This window comes from Leptolyngbya sp. GGD (assembly GCF_026735145.1).
In the GTDB taxonomy this organism is placed as follows: Bacteria; Cyanobacteriota; Cyanobacteriia; order Leptolyngbyales; family Leptolyngbyaceae; genus Leptolyngbya; species Leptolyngbya boryana.
In genome coordinates this window covers 1,724,998-1,745,170 of the sequence record NZ_JAPQKE010000001.1, presented here as the reverse complement: position 1 = coordinate 1,745,170, position 20,173 = coordinate 1,724,998, and the positions used below count along the sequence as shown (strand labels likewise).

The following is a 20,173-nucleotide window of genomic DNA, read 5'->3' as shown; positions in this document are numbered from 1 at the left end:
TCTATGGTTTTACGCCTTTTATTTGCGCCTGTGACTGGGATTGGTTGGATTGCAGAACAGATTCAAGAACGAGTCGATACAGAACTCGATCAAACCGAAAATCTCAGTAAGCGACTTCTGGCATTACAGCTCGCGTTTGATATGGGCGAGATTTCTGAAGCAGACTTTGAAGCACAAGAAGAAGAATTATTGCTAGCCATTCAGGCGCTTGAGGACGAACAGGCAGAATCGCAGTAGCATAGAGCAAATCGAGTTATGAATGTCCTATGCAAACTCAAGAGCCGATCGTATACCAAGGACAGTTCGGAGAATTTAGCATTGATGATCACGATCGCCAGGGCGTGATCCTTTATCGCAGCGGATTAGCGATCGCTGCTTTGAGTTTTGCGATCGCGGTTGGACTAGCATTCTCGCAAAACTTTGCCTGGATAACGCCGCTTTACTTTGTATTTTGGACGGCGTTAGGCGTGAGCCTATTCACGATTCATATTTACCTGAAACCGTTGCACCTCGCACTTCAGGCATTCTGGGCAATTGGCGGAGTGGCTTCGATTGGAATGCTCTTGCTGAGTTCTGAACCGCTCGCACTGTATGTGTATCAGCATCCGATCACCATTTTTGGCATCGGGTTTACCTTCGCTGCTTTGACTGGAATTTTCTTTAAAGAAGCATTCTGTTTTAATCGTTTTGAGACCAAATTTCTGACTCCGATCGTGCCCTCATTACTGCTTGGGCATTTAAGTGGCATATTGCCCTTGGTCTGGGAGCAAGTTTTACTGGGCGGTTGGGCAGTCTTATTTGCTATATTTGCAATCCGAAAACTGATTCAACCCATCCCTCCCGATATCGGAGATAAAAGCGTATTTGAATACCTCAAGCATAAGCAAGCCTGACGATCGCAAAACAGCTTGCTTCTAAAATGCCAGCTTTTGCCGTCGGAAAACTTACGATCTCAAAAACGAATTTTGACCTTGGGGATCAGTGCGGGAACACTGATTTCATGATTTGAGGATCGATGCTTGAGTGAGGAACGTGCGTTTTGGTTAGCCTGGTCGCGAGTTGCAGGAGTTGGTCCCATCTTGCAAAAACGCATTTACCTTCAATTTGGCAGTTTGAAAACGGCTTGGACAGCCAAACCTGAAGAATTGCTTCAAGTCGAGGGCATCGGAGCGCAAAGCGCGATCGCAATTTGTACAAGTCGCGATCAAATTTCAGTCGATCGCCTAGATCAATCCCAAAATTTTCTCACTCCCGCCGATCCGGACTATCCTCGATTACTCTTTGAAATCCCTGACCCGCCTCCGGTTTTATATTATCGAGGGCAAATCGAGCTAATTCGAGAATTCGATCGCCAAAGCGCGATCGCTCTCGTTGGAACTCGCCAACCTTCCGAATATGGCAAACGTTGGACACGAAAACTCAGCGCAACTTTAGCCAATAACGGGTTTATCGTGATCTCCGGGCTGGCAGCGGGAGTCGATACCGAGGCACATCAGAGTTGCTTAGAAGCCGGGGGCAAAACAGTGGCAATTCTGGGAACAGGCGTAGATGTCGTTTATCCCTACAAAAATCGCCAACTCTACCATCAGTTACTCAAAACCGGATTAGCGTTAAGCGAATATCCCGCCGGAACTCAGCCCGATCGCAGACATTTCCCTCAGCGTAATCGCATCGTTGCCGGATTATCCCGCGCCCTGATCGTGACTGAAGCCCCAGAAAAATCAGGCGCACTGATCACCGCAAATCTTGCCAATGATTATGGACGAGATGTGTACGCACTGCCGGGCAGCTTGGATAACCCGAATGCGATCGGCTGTCTGACCCTGATCAGCAAAGGCGCACAAATCATTTTAGGGACATCACAATTTTTAGAAATGATTGGCACGATTCCAGCCCTCGATCAGCCGCAAAATCCGGATATCGAACTGACGCTGGCGAATTTAGATCCCAGCCTTGCAAAAGTGTTGCAGACCATTCACACGATCGCACAACGCTCTGAGCACGCGGCTGTTTCTTTTGATTTGATTGTCCAAACTGCGGAAATGCCAACAGCATCCGTCTCTAGCTCATTAATGCATCTAGAATTGCTCGGCTTAATTACGCAAGTGCCTGGAATGCGATACCAGATGATCTGAGCCAATTTCTCGATGATCTGAGTCAATTTCTTACGAAATAACTCAGCCAAAATAGACGAACGCGGATATCGTAATGCAGAGGTAGGAAGCTGTTGAAATGTCTGACCAAAATTTAGTCTTAATCGTGGACGATAGCACAACGAATGTGCGTATCTTAGCAGATGTGCTTGAAACAGCAGGATTCTCTGTCTTGTCGGCTAAAAGCGGCGAAGATGCTTTACAGCAACTCGAAACTATCTTGCCAGATTTGATTGTGTTAGATGTACTCCTACCGGGCATTGACGGATTTGCCACCTGCGATCGCATCAAATCCAATCCCCTCACCCAAGAAATTCCGATTATCTTCATGACTGCACTGGCAAATGCCGAGGATAAAGTCAAAGGACTTCACTTGGGTGCGATCGACTACATTACGAAACCATTTCAACAAGTCGAAGTACTGGCGCGCGTGAAAACCCATATCAAACTCCGCCGCCAAACTCAGCAACTCAAAGACCTGAATGAGCAATTAGAACAGCGGGTCGCAGAACGAACGCATCAACTTTCGCGATCGCTCAACGATCTGCAACAGGCTCAACTCCAACTGGTTCAGCAAGAAAAAATGTCGATGCTCGGGCAACTTGTCTCTGGCATCGGACATGAAATCAACAATCCCCTCAACTCAATGACGGGTAATCTCAGACATGCAGAGCGCTATCTCCGACGTCTAATCCACCATCTGCATCTCTATGAACAGCACTATCCCAATCCTGCCGAAGCGATCGTTCACAATGCTGAAGAGATTGATCTCCCTTTTCTGATGCAGGATTTGCCTCGATTGCTCAGTACACTAGGAGTTGCAACCGAGCGGATGAATCATATCAGTCGAGCACTCCGAACCTTTTCTCGCAGCGACAACGACAATACGATCGAGCTAAATCTGCAAGACGGATTAGACAGTACGCTGCTGTTGTTACAACATCGACTCAATCCCACTCCCGAGCGTCCTGCGATTCAAATTACCCGAGACTATGCAGATCTTCCACCTGTACTGTGCTATCCAGGGCAACTCAATCAGGTGTTTATGAATCTCTTAGCCAACGCAATCGATGCGATCGAAGAAGCAAATCAAGGTCGTTCTTACAAGGAGATTGCCGCGAATCCGAACCAGATTCATGTCATCACTGAACTTCAAGACAGTACTGCGATCGTCCGCATTCGAGATAACGGCATTGGCATGAGCGAAGCCACTCAGCAAGATATTTTCAAACCCTCATTTACAACAAAACCTGTCGGCAAAGGGACAGGTTTAGGGCTGGCGATCGCTCACCAGATTATTGTGGAAAAACATCAAGGAAAGCTGATCTGTGAATCTACTCCCGCTGTCGGAACAGAATTCACGATCAAGCTTCCTGTCTTAGCCGAGTAACCCGAAAGCGTGCAGTGGACCGCGCCCTAAGAGCATCTCGATCGCCAAAGCAATTAACCCGATCATCGCAACTCGCCCATTCCAGACCTCGGCTGAAGTCGTCATGCCCCATTCCCAACCTTCTTGGGGATACATCTTGACTCGCTTCTGAGGATGAGCCACTTCTGAAAAATGGACAGACGGCGCATTTAACGCATCCGTCACCATGGTTGCTAATTCTTGAATAAAGATGGGATGCGTATTCAAAGCAGGAACCCGTCCAAATTTCTCAATTCCAGCTTCTTCAGCGATCTCACGATATTCCATATCGATTTCTTGCAGCGTCTCAATATGCTCAGAGACAAAGCTAATCGGAACCACGGCTAAGTTCTTGACCCCTTCAGCCGCTAACTCTTCTAACGCTTCTTCGGTATAAGGTTGCAGCCATTCAACCGGACCGACTCGACTTTGATATGCCAAGGTATACGGATTCGATCGATTGAGCGTCTTCATGATCAGCGACGTGCATTCTTCGATTTCGCGCTGATAGGGATCGCCTGCTTCTTCGACATAGCTCACCGGAACGCCATGTGCGCTAAAGAAGACATGCACATCTTCAGGTTTCTCAAATTGGTCAATCTCTTGGGCAATCAAGTCTGCCATGGCAGCGAGATAGCCAGGTCGATCGTACCAAGTTGGAATCACGGTGTAGTCGATCTTCTGAAGCACCGGGTCTTGTTCCCAAAGCTGTTCTAGAAGTCGGAAGCTGGAACCGCTGGTACTAATCGAAAACTGTGGATAGAGCGGCAAAATCACTAATTTCTCAATTTGGTCGCGCTTGATCCGAGAAATGGCTTCCTCGGTAAACGGATGCCAATAGCGCATTCCGATATAAACGCTCACGTCTTGTCCGCGCTGGCGCAGTTGGTCTTGAAGGGCTTGTGCTTGTTCTTCGGTAATGCGACGCAGCGGAGAACCGCCACCAATCTGCATATAATTTTCTTGCGATCGCTTTGCGCGTAGGGTCGAAATCAACCAGGCTAATGGACTCTGCAACCACGGGAACGGCAGACGAATGATTTCCGGGTCAGCAAATAAGTTGTACAGAAAGGGGCGGACATCTTCGATCTTATCCGGTCCCCCAAGATTCAGTAATAAGACCCCTACTCGACCCATAGCGATATTAAATCCTTGTTTATTCTCAGCTTCGTTACCGATTTTAACAATAAAATCTGAGCTACACCGAAGCAAATTAACTAAATCTCAGCGAAAAATTCGATCATATTGAACATTCTGAACAAATATCAACTGGGGTTAACATTTGCTCAACCCCCATTAGAATGAAATCCTTGACAAAAGGGTCGCTTTTAGAATCTAGATTTGAACTGGAATAGGTTAGACAACAGCACAGATTCTTGATTTGAATGCTCTATCGTTTTGGTGTTTCAGGCTTTTTGCGATCGCATATGGCAGATTTAGATGCTCGAATTGTTCAGACGAATCAACGTCTCAAAGCAGCCCAACTCGGACTTCAGATCGAGCGGCGTGGCGTAAAACTCGCGCTGCGAGGAACCTTACCCCCGCGTCCTGGAAGTTCTAAATTACGCCCGTATCAACAGCGTTTGAGCTTAGGAATTCCAGCGACAGCAGCAGGATTGAAGCAAATCGAGCAAGAAGCAAAAATTGTTGCTGCCCAGTTAATTCAAAATCAATTCGATTGGCGAGAGTACCTGAGCTTCACAGACGGAAAGCGATTGAGCCAGCAAGATCTGAGCCAGCAGATTGCCGCCTTTGAGCAAGACTTTTTAAATCAGCCTGAGCGAGCCATCAATCCTGCTGCGACGAAAACCACTTGGTCTAGCGCTTATGCCCCGTATCTACGGAAGTTAAGCGCGATCGCGGCTGAGTCTCCCACTCTTACGCTGATCGAAGCGATTTACAAAACCGTTGAATCTATCCCCCTCAATTCCCGAAGTCGCCAACTCTGCTGCACCACATTCAGCGCATTTGCCGAATTTCTCAACCTGACGCTGCCCAAAGATCTGAAAAAGCTATCCGGCGGATATGGCGCGAGCAAAACTCAAGCCCGCACGTTGCCCTCTGATCAGGAAATTTTGAGCGCCTGGGAAAAGATCCCGAATCCAGGTTGGCAATTTGTGTATGGAATGATGGCAACGTTTGGATTGAGAAATCATGAGGTGTTTTACTGCAATTTGAATGGGTTAAAGCGCGGGGAAACCTCGATCGAAGTTCTGCCCACAACAAAAACGGGAAGCCATCAGGTTTGGGCGTTTTATCCAGAGTGGATTGAAACTTTTAATTTAAGAGAGATTCAACTCCCACCTGTTGAAACAGACTTAAATAAGACCACGTTGCGACAAGTTGGGCAACGGGTCACGGCACAATTTCGGCGGTATGGTGTGCCCTTTTCTCCTTACGATTTACGTCATGCTTGGGCAGTCAGAACGATTCATTTTGGGCTGTCGGATACGGTAGCAGCAAAAATGATGGGGCATTCGGTACTGGTTCACACGCGGACTTATCATCAATGGATAACGCAACGGGATCAGCAAATGGCAGTTGATCATGCATTGAAGCGAATGCGAGGTGAATGATGGCAACGATTTTGAGAGATTGGAGTTATCAGTATCAATGGCTGTATGACGGGATTTCGAGGATTGCAGCATTGAGTGTGGGCGGAGAAGCCCGATTTCGACAATTAGCCTTACAGGGATTGACGATCGAGCCAGAGACGAAAGTGCTGGATCTCTGCTGTGGCAGTGGGCAGACTACGCAATTTTTGGTGCAGCGATCGTGCAATGTGACAGGCTTAGATGCCTCTCCTTTATCGATTCAACGCGCGAAAAAGAATGTTCCAGAAGCAGAATATCTTGAGGCATTTGCCGAGCAGAATCCGTTACCGGATCAATCTTTTGATGTAGTGCATACCAGTGCGGCAATGCATGAAATGCAGCCTCAACAATTACGGCAAATTTTGCAACAAGTGCATCGAGTTTTGAAACCGAATGGTGTGTTTACAATGGTCGATTTTCATGCCCCAACCAACCCTATTTTTGTACCTGGGTTGGCGATATTTTTCTGGCTATTTGAGACAGAAACCGCTTGGCAATTGATTCAAACTAATCTGATCGAATTACTAGAAGAAATTGGATTTGAAATTCAAACCCAACAGCTTTATGCAGGTGGAAGTCTTCAGGTCATTCAGGCAAGAAAACGTTAAAAAGCGCCATCATACAAGACGGCGCTTTGGGGTTTAGATATAGCGTTTTTGAAACTAATTAATGGGTTCTGTATAGCGAGAAATTAACGGTACAACTTTGTGAACTAGGTAGTTATTCAACTCGTTTTGCTCACATGAATAAAGTATCCGGTTTCACCTGTTAAATCGATCCACCTCAAGATAGGTTATTCGCAATCAGAGACTCTCGCATCCGACTGATCTCCGATCGCTCGCCATTCGTCAAAATCCCATCTTCGAGGTAGGCAATGTGATCGGCGACATCCGCAATCCGGGGATCGTGCGTCACGATCAAAACCGTCCGACCTCTTTCTTTTGCCAGAGTTCGCAGCAATTCAATTACGGCATGACCGTTGTGCGAATCTAATGCCGCAGTCGGTTCGTCCGCCATGATCAACGTTGGATTTCCAGCTAGGGCACGTGCGATCGCAACTCTTTGTTTCTGACCACCAGAGAGATCTTGAGGATGCAATTTTGCTCGATCGGCAAGTCCAACTTGATCTAACAGTTGCATCGCTTGCTGACGCGCTGCTGATCCCCGAATCCCCTTGAGATTAAGCGCGACTTCAATATTCTCGATCGCGCTCAGCGCTGGAAACAAGTTAAAGCCTTGAAAGATAAAGCCAATATTTTCGAGGCGAAATTGGGCTAACTTGGAGCTTGACAGTTTTGTGATTTCTTGTCCCAGCAAGCGCACACTGCCCGCAGTGGGAGTCAGAATTCCTGCCAAAATTGACAATAGTGTGGTCTTTCCTGATCCTGAAGGACCCATCAGAAGCTGAATATCGCCATATCGCACTGTCAAATCCACATGGCGCAGAGCATGATAGCGATCGCCACCAGTCTGATAGACCATTTCTACTCCACAGGCAGAAATTGCGTTATCTGCTCCATCCAAACTGTTAGAACAAGGTTCAATCACCCGGCTCTCAGTCTGATAACTCAAATCAATCGGGGTTGCAGTCATTCGTTTAACAAACGGTAGGAAAACAGTTTATAAGGAGAGGGTGTGTGGAGGAGTGTCGAAACAGTCTTTTCCGATCATGACTTCAGGCAGATCGAGCCAAACTCCAGATAAAGGGTCGAGTCTGTACCAAAGTTCAACAAAACGTTAAACAATTTGAGCAGATCCATCACCTTCAAAAAGGAGAAACTCTATTGCTCTATTGTATGAGGTCAAATTATGCTACGGGATGAATTCATGTGACAGCTATGTGAATAATTAGCGTCATTCCAGATTGCGAGAGATATCATTCTATGTATAGATGCGTAATGATTATTCAAGATTCTACGCTGAATCTTCGCAATTTCAGGGAAATTCCATAGAGTTCATGCCTTGAAGACGATCGCGGGATCGACTCGGGTCACTTTTTGCACCGCAAACATTGCTGAACCGACACACATCACAACCGTCAGCACAAAAATGCCAACGCCTGTGGCGGGAGTAATTAAAATCATGATGCCTTGAGCCGCCTGTGTCCACATACCCAAACCGAGACAGAACGCAATACTGGGAATGTAGCCCAAGACTGCCATCCAAAGCGCTTGTTCTAAAATCACGCTGTAGATTATCCAGTTTGACGCGCCCATTGCTTTGAGAGTTCCAAACTCGCGAATATGGTCGGAAACAGATGAATATAAAATCTGTCCGACAATCACCATGCCGACGATAAATCCTACTGTTGCACCTAATCCCAAGACAAAACCAACTCCAGTCCGATTCGTCCAATAAGAGCGGGTCAGTTCTGCGATTTCAGACTGAGTATAGGCGCGAGTGTCCGGTAGGGCAGATTCTAATCGCTGTTTTAGCTGCTGGAGGTCTTGTCCGGGCTGCGCCCGAATCAGCACAAAGGAAATTGGATCTTGGACATTGACGCGACGAGGTGCAGCAGGATTTGGGTCAGGAGATGTGAAAGAAGAATTTTGACTGGTACAAGCTATTTCGCCGTTCGATTGCCGGGTGCAGGTTACGCCTGTGTCTGTGCCGCCTAACCCATAAGCATTTGCATTCTCTAAAGACGTATAGATAAAAGCGCTAGATGCGATCGACTGCGTATCTTGGGTCAAGCCTACATATTGAGCAGGTAATGCTCGGAATGCGCCGATTGCGCCGCGCTCGTTTAATTCCTGGAGTCCCAAATTTTTTAAGCTGTTGTAATCGACAATGACGGTGTAGGGCTGATTCAAGGCTTCGAGCTTACCCTGAGTCACTTGCCAACCTGCAAACAGCCGACTATTGGGATCAAAGCCATAAATCCGAATTGGCGTAATTCGCCCTTGGCTATCGCGCCAAATACTCGATCGAATCATTAACGCTTCTGCACGCTCAACTCCTGCAACTTTCTGCGCTTCTTCAACGCGCTGAGCAGGCATGGGAGAAGACAATTCGAGATGGACAATATCTTTCGAGGCAACCCAGAGATCAGCGCTGGACTGATCAATGATGCGAGCGGTGGAACGACTGAAACCGCGAAGAATTCCAATCTGGATCGTGACTAGGCTGACCGCGAAAATAATGCCGGCTTGAGCAACGAGAAAACGGGGAATATCTTCAAATAGATTTTTGCGGGCGATCGAAGCCATAGGGCAGAGAGTCGGCAGATTAAGGCGAAGAGGGCGATCAGTGTGAACTGTCATACGAGGAAAACCGTTAGAAGTTGATCGTATGACTGCTGGGTAAGCCTGAGCGTTCCTTCAGCGTAGGGTACTTTATGGCAAATCAACACTAATCTAACTACTGAAATTTATAGTTTTTCCTTATTAATCAACGGCTTCTGTGGAAAACTTGCAGTTTTCTGTGGAAAAACTTGTGGGAAATTGGGCTAAATCTGCGGAAATTTTAGCTTGAGATGTGAGACTGGGAAAGTTTTTCCACAGGCTGCGATCGTATTTGTTGTGAAAAAATCGTCGATCGCTGAGTTTTCCACATTTTCCACAGGTCGTACAATAGTACTGAAAAAGCATCTGATTTGCCTAGAAATTTGATCTTTGATCAATCTGGCTATCTAGTGTTACGATGCTCAAGCATCACATGAAAACGCTAGATGTAGATCTAAAGATTCACGTCTTCCCTTGATATAGAGTTATTACTACTTTTTCCACAGCCTTTCTCTTCGTCCTATATCCTGACTACTGCCATGAAACTGGTCTGCGCCCAAACCCATCTTAATTCTCATCTGTCTCTTGTCAGTCGCGCCGTTTCTTCGCGCCCGACTCATCCGGTTTTGGCAAATGTATTGTTGAAAGCGGATCAGTCGACACAGCGTGTGATTTTGAGCGCATTTGATCTCAGTTTAGGAATTCAAACAAGCTTTCCGGCACAGGTCGAAGAGAGTGGAGTGTTAACTCTGCCTGCGAAATTGTTGAGCGATATTATCTCGCGTTTGCCGGATGGCGATGTGACGATCGAGAGCGACGCTGAAGGCAATCATGTTACAACTTTGACTTCTGCTTCGGGACGCTATCAAGTTCGAGGGATGGGGGCTGAGGAGTTTCCTGAGTTACCGAAGATCGAAGAAGGTGAGCAGACGCATCTTGTTGCCGATGCTTTGGTGGATGGACTGCGGGGATCGCTGTTTGCGGCAAGTGCGGATGAGACGAAGCAAGTTTTGACAGGCGTTCATGTGAGCTTACAGCCAGACGGGTTGGAGTTTGCAGCAACCGATGGACATAGACTTGCTGTGGTGAAAACGATCGAAGAAGATGCTAAGTCTGAATCAGAGCCGCAATTAGATGTGACAGTTCCTGCGAAGGCGTTGCAGGAATTGATGAAAATGCTCGATCGTCAAAATGGCAATGCGGTAGATGTCCGTTTTGATCAAGGTCAAGTGGTGTTTGAGTGGGCGGATCAGCGTCTGACGAGCCGACTGCTAGAAGGTCAATATCCGAATTATCGGCAGCTTGTGCCACGTCAGTTTACGCATCAATTGACGATCGATCGCAGATTGTTTTTGAGTTCTTTAGAGCGGATTTCGGTACTCGCAGATCAGAAGAATAATATTGTGAAAGTCCATCTTGATCCTGCCGCGCAACAGCTTACTTTGTCGGTAGATGCTCAAGATGTCGGAAGTGGACGAGAAGCGATCCCGGCTCAGATTTCGGGCGAAGGCATGGAGATTGCATTTAATGTTCGCTATCTGTTAGACGGATTGAAGGCGATCAATACCGCAGAAGTGCAAATGCAATTGAACACGTCAACAAGTCCAGTAATTTTATCGCCACTGGGTAGCTTGAAGATGACGTATTTGGTCATGCCAGTCCAAGTACGATCGTAAGATTTGCTCAGAAATTTTAGACTTCCACTAGAGGCACATCCCTGCTGTAATCAGGGATGTGCCTTTTTATAAATTTCAAGGTCGCTATAATCGACGAAAGAGTTTTGTGAAAAATAATGCAGTCAGATGCGTTTGCAATTCTGGGTGTTCCGATTACAGCTCCTTATGCAGAAGTTTTCGATCGATACTGCGCTGTGACAGAGTTATTAGAGCAGAGGATTTCTTGCAGTCAATCACAAGCACTAGAATTTGCTACGCAGAACTTAGATCTTGTTAAACAAGCATTTCGCTCACTTGCGGAAGAAGAGTTACGCAGGCAGGTGATTCATCAGATGCAAGAACAAGTGATTCAGACCAAGCTTCAACCTAAAAGTTTTCTTGCAAAAGCGATACTCAATTATCCAACTTCCGCCGTTACGGCATTTTACGAAAGTGCAGTTGATGATTTGAAAGTTCTACAATATTGGTCGTTGAACAATATTGAGTTTGTCACGGGCACTTTACACGATCTCAATCTTGCCTATTTATTCGTCCGAATGGATTCACGCGGTGACGGTGGACAGTCCATCAGCGTTCCATGCTCTCCGCTCTCTCCTCAACCCAATTTTGGGACAGAAGCAGAACCTGATACCGGACTTTCTACTGTTCCATGACATCATGATGAGCGGATCGATTGCTTGGGCTGGTTCATTAAGGCGCTAAACTGAAAGACAGTCTCACGATTTAACAAACGTTTATGCCTAGATCTCAACGTAACGACAACTTCATCGATAAAAGCTTCACCGTCATGGCGGATTTGATCTTGAAGGTCTTTCCGGCGAGTCGCAAAGAAAAAGAAGCTTTTGCTTATTATCGAGATGGCATGTCTGCACAGGCTGATGGGGAATATGCAGAAGCCCTTGAAAACTATGAAGAAGCACTGAAACTCGAAGAAGATTCTAACGATCGTAGCTACATTCTCTACAACATGGGCTTGATCTACGCCAGCAATGGGGATCACGACAGAGCTTTGACCCTATACCACGAAGCGATTGATGAAAATCCTCGCCTGCCTCAAGCTTTGAATAACATTGCAGTGATTTATCACTATTTGGGCGAGAAAGCCAAAGAAGAAGGCAACGACGACGAAGGCGACAAATTCTTTGATCAAGCCGCAGACTACTGGAAGCGGGCAATTCTACAAGCTCCGAACAACTATATCGAAGCTCAGAACTGGCTAAAAACAACCGGTCGATCGGGGATGGATGTATACTTCTAAGCGATTTAGTTTGAGAGAGTTTGTATGATCGATCGCGAACAGGTTCAGAAAGTCGCGCACTTAGCTCGCCTAGAATTGACTCCTGAAGAAGAGGGGAAATTTACAACCCAGTTGAACGATATTCTCGACTACTTTGAGCAGTTGAGTGAGTTGGATGTCAGTGATGTACCACCCACCACACGCGCGATCGATGTCTCGAATGTCGTTCGAGTCGATCGGCTTCAACCCTATACTGATCGCGAAACCATTCTCGAAGGTGCACCCGATCGCGACGGCGATTTCTTCAAAGTGCCAAAGATTGTCACTGGAGACTGAATCTTCTTAAAGATTTGATTCACGTCACTTTCCATTTAGGGAGATTAGTGCTTTCCTTACAAGGATAGATTGCCCTTGTGAAGTCCTAGGAGAAATCATGTCGCGTCCAATCATTCTCGGCATTGTGGGAGATAGTGCAGCAGGCAAAACCACACTGACACGCGGGATTGCTCAGGTGTTGGGTGAAGAAAATGTAACGACAATTTGTACAGACGACTATCACAAGTACGATCGTACCCAACGTGCTCAGATTGGAATTACAGCCTTGCATCCTGACTGTAATCACTTGGATATCATGCAGCAGCATTTATCGCTGCTGCGATCGGGGCAGCCGATTCTGAAGCCGAATTACAGCCATAAGACGGGAACCTTTGAAGCCCCGACTTATATCAAGCCGAGCAAGTTTGTCATTGTAGAAGGACTGCTTGGCTATTCAACTCGTGTAGCACGAGACGCTTACGACGTGAAAGTTTATCTTGCTCCACCAGAGTCGTTGCGGGCACAGTGGAAGGTGAAGCGAGATACGCAAAAGCGGGGCTACACAGAAGAACAGGTTTTAGAAGAGTTACAAAAGCGAGAGCCAGATTCAGAAGCTTACATTCGTCCGCAGCGAAGCTGGTCAGATTTAGTCGTGAGTTTTTGCCCATCGACAACGGATTCAAATGGACAATTGGATGTGAAATTAGTGCTGCGTCCGACGATCCCTCATCCTGAGTTAACGCGGGTCGTTGGAGAAGATTCGCCCACGCAATCGGCGATTCGGTTGGGACTCGATCGAGATATGGGTAAGCCTGTCGATGTGCTAGAAATCGATGGACACGCCACGAAGGATCAAGTTGTGCATTTAGAGCGCTTTATCTGTGATGAGCTGCCAGCATTATCGAATGTTTGTAATCCGACAAGCGATACGGAATTAGGAAAAGTTTCAGGAACAACAGGGGAGATGATTCAGAGCTACCCGTTAGCTATGACACAGTTGTTGATTGTGTATCACATGCTGAAAGCAACGAAAGCGATCTAGAGTAGTGAGTCTGTTTTTGGGCGTTCGATTTCGCCTTCGCTATAGCCCAAGTCGTAAAAACTAGCAGCCTGTGGATCATGCTCAGGGGGTTGCTTTGAGCGACCTGACCAAGCATCTTCTTTGCCTCGATCGAACCATTCCTGGTGCGGGTGTGGGGAAGTGTTGCTTTCCATCAGAAAATTCACTCCGAAGCGATCTGATGCCCTCATTCTAATGATTCAATTGGCTGTAGAGTCCGGATTCTGTACAAATTGCATTTAACGGCTGATCCCACTCATCGATCGCGAACTCATCCACAACTGCAAAATCAAATAGAATGCCGATCGCCTTTTTCTCGCGCCATTCCGGTTGACTGAATAGGCGATCGTAAAATCCCCCACCATATCCCAATCGGTAGCCCTTTCGATCGCACATCACACAAGGGACAAGGATTAAATCTACTTCTGAAACATTAATTTGAGGACTATCGGGATCAGGTTCCTGAATGCCAAACTTGCCCGATCGTAGATTGCCAGCAACATGCCAAGAGAGCGACTGACCCACACAGCGCGGGAGTCCCCAAATTTTCGGCAGCGTCAGCAGTTCGCTTAAATCAGGTTCTTGGCGGAAGCTGCAATACGAGAGAATCGTTTGGCTCGATCGCACTAGCTCTGAAATTTTGAGATGTTCAACGATCGCGTGACTTTTTGATTTCCACTCCACTTGAGAGAGAGAAAGACGCTTCTGAAGATAGATTTTTCTTAAGTCTGATTTATTCATTTTTACGCTTTCTTGCTATTTTCACTGTGCCTTAATCTCAGTAGATATGATCGCGAGTATCAGCTTGATCGCGAATTGTGCGCCATGAACATGCTTGACCCAACCCTTGAGTTTCAGAAGTTACAGAATCAGTTGCGCGATCGCTGGCGCAATGTAGTTGAGTTTGACACGAGTGATGCGGATATCATCGTCATTCCGTCGCTAAGTATTGATCAGCATGAACTGCTCAAAATTGAAGGTTTTTTGCATTATGAAGAACGACTGCTCTTTTCGCTGATTCGATTGCGAAATCCTCGGACTCGGTTGGTTTATGTGACTTCGCAACCGATTCATCCGAGTGTCGTTGATTATTATCTTCAGCTATTACCTGGTATTCCATTTTCCCATGCGCGCGATCGCTTGCTGTTGCTTTCGACTTATGATTCATCAACGAAACCTCTGACTGAGAAAATTCTGGATCGACCGCGTTTACTCGATCGGATTCGACAAGCAGTAAACCCAGAGCGGGCATACATGATTTGCTACAACTCGACAGCGTGTGAGCGAGATCTATCGGTACAGTTAGGCATTCCATTGTATGCACTTGATCCGACCCTTCTGCACTGGGGAACCAAGAGCGGCAGTCGGCAGATTTTTGCCGAAAGTGGCATTCCTTTTCCAGACGGCAGTGATTTAGTTTGGAATGCAAAAGATCTAGCGGTTGCCACCGCTGAGTTATGGGAACGCAATCCCGAATTAAAACGAGTCGTGATTAAGCTGAATGAAGGATTTTCAGGAGAAGGAAATGCAATTTTAGATCTGCGACAATTAGGAGAAGTGAAGCCTGGAACCATTTCGCATCAGCAGCGAGTGGCAAAGATTTACGATCACTTTGCTCATCTCAAATTCGAGGCAAAGTCGGAAACCTGGGAAAATTATGGGGGTCGAATTTCAGAATTGGGCGCGATCGCAGAAGCCTTTATCGAAGGAGACCATAAGTTTTCGCCAAGTGTGCAGGGTCGCGTCACACCCGATGGAGAAATCGAAATCCTCTCGACTCACGACCAGATTTTGAATGGACAAATCTATCTCGGCTGTCGTTTTCCGGCAGATGAAGCGTACCGAATGAGCATTCAGGATTTGAGCTTGCACGTGGGGCGGACGTTAGCCGCAAAAGGAGCACTGGAGCGATTCGGCGTGGATTTTGTCGCAGTACGCGAGGAAGAAGGATGGAAAGTTTATGCGATCGAGATCAATCTCCGAAAAGGCGGTACAACTCACCCATTCATGACGCTGAAATTTTTGACCAACGGGCGTTATGACCTTTCAAGTGGCTTATTTTATAGCCAACAGGGACGACCCAAATACTATATGGCAACGGATAATTTACAGAAATCGCAATACCGGGGATTATTACCCAATGATTTGATGGATATCATTGCGTATCACGAATTGCACTTCGATACGAGTACAGAAACGGGAACAGTGTTTCACCTGATGGGATGTCTGTCTGAATTTGGGAAATTGGGGTTGACCAGCATTGGCAATTCTCCGCAGCAGGCAGAGGATTTGTATCGACGAGTCGTGAAAGCGATCGACGATGAAACGAAAACCTCAGACTATTCCCATCTCACCTCATCGTCGATCGCTTCAATGCGTTGGAATAGCGGCTATTGAAGCATTTTCGCACTTCAGAAATTCGGTGAGTTTGTTGAGAAACAAGATGCCACGATAACAATGCTGCACATTACTCAAAAATCAGGGTCGTGAGACTTTCACTGACTCTTTCCAAAGCTAGCTATGATCTGTAGAACACAGGAGTGGTATTTCACGTCATGACGATGGAGCCAGTTACAACAGCACCAATCGCTTTGCAGACACAACCCATTGCGGAACTGTTGCAAGCGCGTCTGAGAGTAGAGGTGTCAGAGATTAAAGCATTGTGCGATCGTCACCGCATTGCAGAATTTGGGGTGTTTGGATCGGTACTGCGAGATGACTTTCGAGTGACAGGCAACGATCCGAGTGATGTCGATGTTTTAGTGGTGTTTGAAAGAGGTTATCGGCTGTCTTGGAGAGCTTGGCAGAATTTGCAAACTGAGTTGGAGCAGTTGTTTGGGCGGAAAGTGGATTTAGTCCGAAAAGAGCTTTTGACAAATCCTTATCGTCGAGCAGAAATTTTACGCACCTGTCAGATCATTTATGCAAAGTCATGATCGTGATGCTGCGGCACTTTGGGATATAGCTGAAGCAATTCGAGAGATTCAACAGTTTATGGCTGGAGTCTCTGAGATGGAATATCTAGAGACACTATGGTTACGTCGTGTAGTCGAGCGCAATTTTGAGATTTTAGGTGAGGCGGCTCGTCGGGTTTCAACTGAGTTTCAACGGGCACATCCTGACGTAGATTGGGGGAATATGATCGGATTACGGAATATTATTGCTCATCACTACGAACAGGTTGATCATGAAATTCTGTGGGACATTATGAATACGGTCTTGCCGGAGGTTCTTGTAAACGTAGAGCGTTTTTTGTCGGAATTGTCGGGGCAGTCATCTTAAAGTTTTCTATTGCATTTTTGCGATCGTACGCAAAATCTAGCCTTGTAATTGCACTTTAGCTTTTAACATTTAGTGAACAAACTAATTTGATAGCCGCTACTCAGCAGCAATGTGCCACAATTCTCCTGTATACCTGTGGGGCGAGGACTCTTAGGATGTCGATCTCAAAAATGATGCAGTCTAAAATCACTCGATCGCTGCTTACATCGACAGTGATTGGAACTTTAATCGCATTAGCATCACCTGTCAAAGCAGGCGTGCTGGATGACGTATTTATTCGTCCCGGTGTTGATGAAGCCGATTTTGGAGCTTGTGCGCGGGATTTAACGCGTGGAAAAGTCGAAGCTCAAATTGCTGCGGATGCCTGTGCAAAAGCGATCCGTCCCAAAGATTTGGGGATTTGTGTCGATCGTATTACCCGCAATGAAGTGTCCGCCGAGGATGCACTCTCAGTCTGTCGGCAAGTCCGCCGCCCAGTAGAAGCTTCGACCTGTGTTGTCGATATTCGTCGTCGCGCGCCGCAAACTGCTTTGGTCAATGTCTTAAATGGCTGCCGTCAAAGTTTGCTCCCTGCTCGGTTTTCTAATTGTGTCGTCGATTTGAGTCGGGACTTGAAATTGACCACCGAGCAATCGATCTCGGCTTGCATCAGCGCGAGTGATATTACCCGCGATTTGCAGCCGACCGTTTTACCCGGTGCAACGAATACTTCGCCAGTCACATTACCTGCACCCGTTACTCCCTCTCCGGTGCAGCCCTCTCCTGGCGGCAGTACGCCTGCTCCACCCGCAACAACTCCGGGAACTGTGACACCTCAGCGATTCTAAGGTACACTCGGAACTCAGCAGAATTTTTAGCGTGGGTTCCGAGATCATGAATATCCCTCAACTTCTGGCAGAAGAACTCTCACTGCGATCGTTTCAGATCAGCAATGCACTCGAACTGTTTGCAGAAGGGGCAACGGTTCCATTTATTGCACGGTATCGCAAAGAGCGAACTGGCGAAATGGACGAGGTGCAGTTGCGGGATTTGTTCGATCGCTTTACTTATCTGACCGAATTAGAAGAACGCAAGAAAACCATTCTCGAATCGATCGAGTCTCAAGGCAAACTCACGGAAGAGTTGAAGCTCAAGATCGAAGCGTGTTTGCAGAAGAATGAACTAGAAGATTTGTACCTGCCATATCGTCCGAAGCGCAGAACCAGAGCGACGATCGCACGCGAGAAAGGCTTAGGTGAGTTGGCTGTTTTTATCGCTGCTTTGAATCAGCCCAACGCATCTGTCGCATCCTTAGAAGACGAAGCAAAGCGGTATTTATCTGAAGAAAAAGGCGTTAAAACCATCGAGGAAGCTTTGCAAGGAGCTTCGGATATCTTGGCGGAAGAAGTTGCCGAGAAGGCTGAATTTCGGGCGCATCTGCGCGAGTTTTTCTTGGAGTCTGGAATCTTTGTGTCGCGGATCAAAGATGACTATCCTGAGGGCAGTACAAAGTTTGAAATGTACCGCAACTATCAAGCGAAGATTACTAAGATTGCACCTCATAACCTACTCGCTCTATACCGTGGAGAGGCAGAAGGAATTCTGAGCTTTGATCTCAGCTTTGATGAGGATTCGGTACAGCAGTATCTAGAGTCAGAAACGATTCGGACAAAGGCAAAACCTGTTCGAGAATTTTATCAATCGATGCTCAAAGATGCGTTCAATCGCTTGATGAAAACTTCGATCATTTCAGAAGTACGATCGCAGAAAAAACAAGAAGCCGATATCGAATCGATTAAAACCTTTGAAACTAATTTGCGCGAGTTACTGCTTTCGGCTCCGGCTGGAATGAAGCCAACGCTCGCCGTCGATCCGGGTTTCCGAACAGGCTGCAAAGTTTCAGTCCTGGATCAAACGGGTCAATTTCTCAAATACGAAGCAATCTTTCCACACACTGGGGCTGAGAAGCGCAAGCAAGCAGCCGTGTCTTTGAAGAAGTTGATTGAGCAATATCAAATTGAACTCATTGCGATCGGAAATGGAACTGCGAGCCGCGAAACTGATGAATTTGTCGCAGAAGTTTTAACGACTTTAGAACGCAAGCCGATTAAAGTGATTGTGAATGAATCCGGTGCTTCAATTTATTCAGCAAGTCCAGTTGCGATCGCAGAGTTTCCCGAACTTGATATCACCGTCAGAGGCGCAATTAGCATTGGACGGCGTTTACAAGATCCGTTAGCAGAATTAGTCAAGATTGATCCAAAATCGATCGGAGTCGGACAGTATCAACATGATGTGGATCAAAAGCTCCTGAAGAAAAAGCTAGATGAAACGGTTGAAAGTTGCGTAAACTATGTCGGAGTTGACCTCAATACAGCATCGAAAGAGCTATTAATGTTTGTTTCTGGTGTGAGTTCAACGGTTGCGAATAACATTGTGAACTATCGCAATCAGAATGGTGCGTTCAAAGATCGTAAATCATTGCTCAAAGTCCCAAAATTGGGTGCAAAAACCTTTGAACAAGCTGCGGGTTTTCTGAGAATTCGCGACGGTAAAAATCCATTAGACAATACTGCCGTTCACCCAGAAAGCTACGCAATTTTAGAAGCGATCGCTAAAGATCTCAACGTCCCTCTGACCCAAACGGCTCAGATCGCAGCGCAACTTAAAACGAATTTAAAGAAGTATGTGACAGACGCGATCGGAGAACCGACACTGCGCGACATCGTTGCAGAACTAGAAAAACCTGGACGTGATCCGCGTGCTGAATTTAAGTACGCAACCTTCAAAGAAGGCATCAAAGAAATTTCAGATCTCCGAGTCGCCATGGAACTCGAAGGAATTGTCACCAATGTGGCAAATTTTGGAGCATTTGTTGATATTGGTGTGCATCAGGACGGCTTGATTCACGTGTCGCAAATGAGCGATCGCTTTGTCAGCGATCCGAATCAAATTGTGAAAGTTGGACAGGTTGTAAAAGTGCGCGTTTTAGAAGTGAATGAAGCACTGAAACGAATCAGTTTATCAATGAAGTCAGGAGAACAATCGGGTTCAACAGGCTCTCAAGCAGTGAAGACCTCAGGACAGAAACAACCCGAACGAAGAACCCCAGAAAAATCGAAATCGCAGCAAAAGCCAGCGTCGTTAGATGATTTAAAGTCGAAGTTTGGTAAGAAGGCTTAGAGAATATTTTGCAGGTAATCGTTGAGACCCATTCACCCATACCGGAATGGGATTCTAGGGCT

The 20,173-nt window shown here is 46.6% G+C and carries 21 protein-coding genes; 16 read left to right on the top strand and 5 right to left on the bottom strand.

The features are described 5' to 3' along the window. Window positions 1-3: 3 nt before the first annotated feature. From OU814_RS08200 to OU814_RS08185, 4 genes are all read left to right on the top strand, one after another. On the top strand, window positions 4-237 hold the full coding sequence (locus tag OU814_RS08200) for a gas vesicle protein GvpG (RefSeq protein ID WP_017289407.1): 234 nt from the start codon (window positions 4-6) through the stop codon (window positions 235-237). A gap of 29 nt (window positions 238-266) precedes the next feature. Continuing rightward, window positions 267-893, top strand: a complete 627-nt coding sequence (locus tag OU814_RS08195; RefSeq protein WP_268181819.1) for a DUF2301 domain-containing membrane protein — start codon at window positions 267-269, stop codon at window positions 891-893. A 126-nt stretch (window positions 894-1,019) separates the two neighbouring features. Next, window positions 1,020-2,135 carry a DNA-processing protein DprA gene (dprA, locus tag OU814_RS08190; RefSeq protein WP_190651269.1) on the top strand — a complete coding sequence of 372 codons (1,116 nt, stop codon included), beginning with the start codon at window positions 1,020-1,022 and terminating at the stop codon, window positions 2,133-2,135. Between the two features lie 97 nt (window positions 2,136-2,232). Then, window positions 2,233-3,543: a sensor histidine kinase gene (locus OU814_RS08185; protein WP_190651267.1), complete on the top strand. Its 1,311-nt coding sequence runs from the start codon at window positions 2,233-2,235 to the stop codon at window positions 3,541-3,543. Here OU814_RS08185 and hemH read toward each other — a convergent pair. After that, on the bottom strand, window positions 3,532-4,698 hold the full coding sequence (gene hemH, locus OU814_RS08180) for a ferrochelatase (protein WP_017289411.1): 1,167 nt from the start codon (window positions 4,696-4,698) through the stop codon (window positions 3,532-3,534). The genes OU814_RS08185 and hemH overlap by 12 nt on opposite strands. Window positions 4,699-4,946: 248 nt before the next feature. Here hemH and OU814_RS08175 point away from each other — a divergent pair, with 248 nt between their 5' ends. Both OU814_RS08175 and OU814_RS08170 read left to right on the top strand, forming a co-directional pair. Next, window positions 4,947-6,137, top strand: coding sequence for a site-specific integrase (locus OU814_RS08175; protein ID WP_268181813.1), 1,191 nt, complete (start codon window positions 4,947-4,949; stop codon window positions 6,135-6,137). Continuing rightward, complete coding sequence (locus tag OU814_RS08170; RefSeq protein ID WP_268181811.1) at window positions 6,137-6,763, top strand: class I SAM-dependent methyltransferase; 627 nt, start codon at window positions 6,137-6,139, stop codon at window positions 6,761-6,763. The genes OU814_RS08175 and OU814_RS08170 overlap by 1 nt, the downstream gene beginning before the upstream one ends. 175 nt (window positions 6,764-6,938) lie before the next feature. Here the strand turns inward: OU814_RS08170 and OU814_RS08165 are convergent, their stop codons facing one another. Both OU814_RS08165 and OU814_RS08160 read right to left on the bottom strand, forming a co-directional pair. Next, complete coding sequence (locus OU814_RS08165; protein WP_190651262.1) at window positions 6,939-7,748, bottom strand: ABC transporter ATP-binding protein; 810 nt, start codon at window positions 7,746-7,748, stop codon at window positions 6,939-6,941. Between the two features lie 362 nt (window positions 7,749-8,110). Beyond that, window positions 8,111-9,364, bottom strand: a complete 1,254-nt coding sequence (locus OU814_RS08160; protein ID WP_268181808.1) for an FtsX-like permease family protein — start codon at window positions 9,362-9,364, stop codon at window positions 8,111-8,113. Window positions 9,365-9,918: 554 nt separating this feature from the next. Between OU814_RS08160 and dnaN the strand changes: the two genes are divergently transcribed. The 5 genes from dnaN to OU814_RS08135 all read left to right on the top strand — a co-directional run bounded on the left by dnaN (window position 9,919) and on the right by OU814_RS08135 (window position 13,649). After that, complete coding sequence (gene dnaN / locus OU814_RS08155) at window positions 9,919-11,055, top strand: DNA polymerase III subunit beta (RefSeq protein WP_268181806.1); 1,137 nt, start codon at window positions 9,919-9,921, stop codon at window positions 11,053-11,055. Window positions 11,056-11,171: 116 nt separating this feature from the next. Next, window positions 11,172-11,708, top strand: a complete 537-nt coding sequence (locus tag OU814_RS08150) for a hypothetical protein (RefSeq protein WP_017289418.1) — start codon at window positions 11,172-11,174, stop codon at window positions 11,706-11,708. Window positions 11,709-11,791: 83 nt separating this feature from the next. Next, a complete protein-coding gene (locus OU814_RS08145; protein ID WP_017289419.1) occupies window positions 11,792-12,313 on the top strand; it encodes a photosystem I assembly protein Ycf3 in 522 nt (173 codons plus the stop codon). 24 nt (window positions 12,314-12,337) lie between these two features. Beyond that, window positions 12,338-12,628, top strand: coding sequence for an Asp-tRNA(Asn)/Glu-tRNA(Gln) amidotransferase subunit GatC (gatC, locus tag OU814_RS08140; protein ID WP_268181803.1), 291 nt, complete (start codon window positions 12,338-12,340; stop codon window positions 12,626-12,628). Between the two features lie 97 nt (window positions 12,629-12,725). After that, on the top strand, window positions 12,726-13,649 hold the full coding sequence (locus OU814_RS08135) for a phosphoribulokinase (RefSeq protein ID WP_268181801.1): 924 nt from the start codon (window positions 12,726-12,728) through the stop codon (window positions 13,647-13,649). On the opposite strand, the gene OU814_RS08130 is transcribed toward OU814_RS08135, so the two are convergent. Then, window positions 13,646-13,822: a hypothetical protein gene (locus tag OU814_RS08130; protein ID WP_172410456.1), complete on the bottom strand. Its 177-nt coding sequence runs from the start codon at window positions 13,820-13,822 to the stop codon at window positions 13,646-13,648. The two genes, OU814_RS08135 and OU814_RS08130, sit on opposite strands and share 4 nt — an antisense overlap. Before the next feature lie 37 nt (window positions 13,823-13,859). Next, complete coding sequence (locus OU814_RS08125; RefSeq protein ID WP_268181798.1) at window positions 13,860-14,408, bottom strand: 5-formyltetrahydrofolate cyclo-ligase; 549 nt, start codon at window positions 14,406-14,408, stop codon at window positions 13,860-13,862. A gap of 84 nt (window positions 14,409-14,492) precedes the next feature. On the opposite strand from OU814_RS08125, the gene OU814_RS08120 reads away from it, so the two are divergent. From OU814_RS08120 to OU814_RS08100, 5 genes are all read left to right on the top strand, one after another. Then, window positions 14,493-16,064 (top strand): peptide ligase PGM1-related protein, encoded by a 1,572-nt coding sequence (locus OU814_RS08120; RefSeq protein WP_026148783.1) that lies wholly within the window; start codon window positions 14,493-14,495, stop codon window positions 16,062-16,064. Window positions 16,065-16,222: 158 nt separating this feature from the next. Further along, the gene (locus OU814_RS08115) at window positions 16,223-16,603 is read left to right on the top strand and encodes a nucleotidyltransferase family protein (RefSeq protein ID WP_268181795.1); all 381 of its coding nucleotides are present in this window, start codon (window positions 16,223-16,225) and stop codon (window positions 16,601-16,603) included. Beyond that, window positions 16,590-16,949, top strand: coding sequence for a HepT-like ribonuclease domain-containing protein (locus OU814_RS08110; protein ID WP_268181793.1), 360 nt, complete (start codon window positions 16,590-16,592; stop codon window positions 16,947-16,949). Before OU814_RS08115 ends, OU814_RS08110 begins: the two co-directional genes overlap by 14 nt. Before the next feature lie 155 nt (window positions 16,950-17,104). Beyond that, a complete protein-coding gene (locus OU814_RS08105) occupies window positions 17,105-17,776 on the top strand; it encodes a hypothetical protein (protein ID WP_268181791.1) in 672 nt (223 codons plus the stop codon). A 46-nt stretch (window positions 17,777-17,822) separates the two neighbouring features. After that, window positions 17,823-20,111 carry a Tex family protein gene (locus OU814_RS08100; RefSeq protein ID WP_268181789.1) on the top strand — a complete coding sequence of 763 codons (2,289 nt, stop codon included), beginning with the start codon at window positions 17,823-17,825 and terminating at the stop codon, window positions 20,109-20,111. Window positions 20,112-20,173 lie beyond the last annotated feature (62 nt).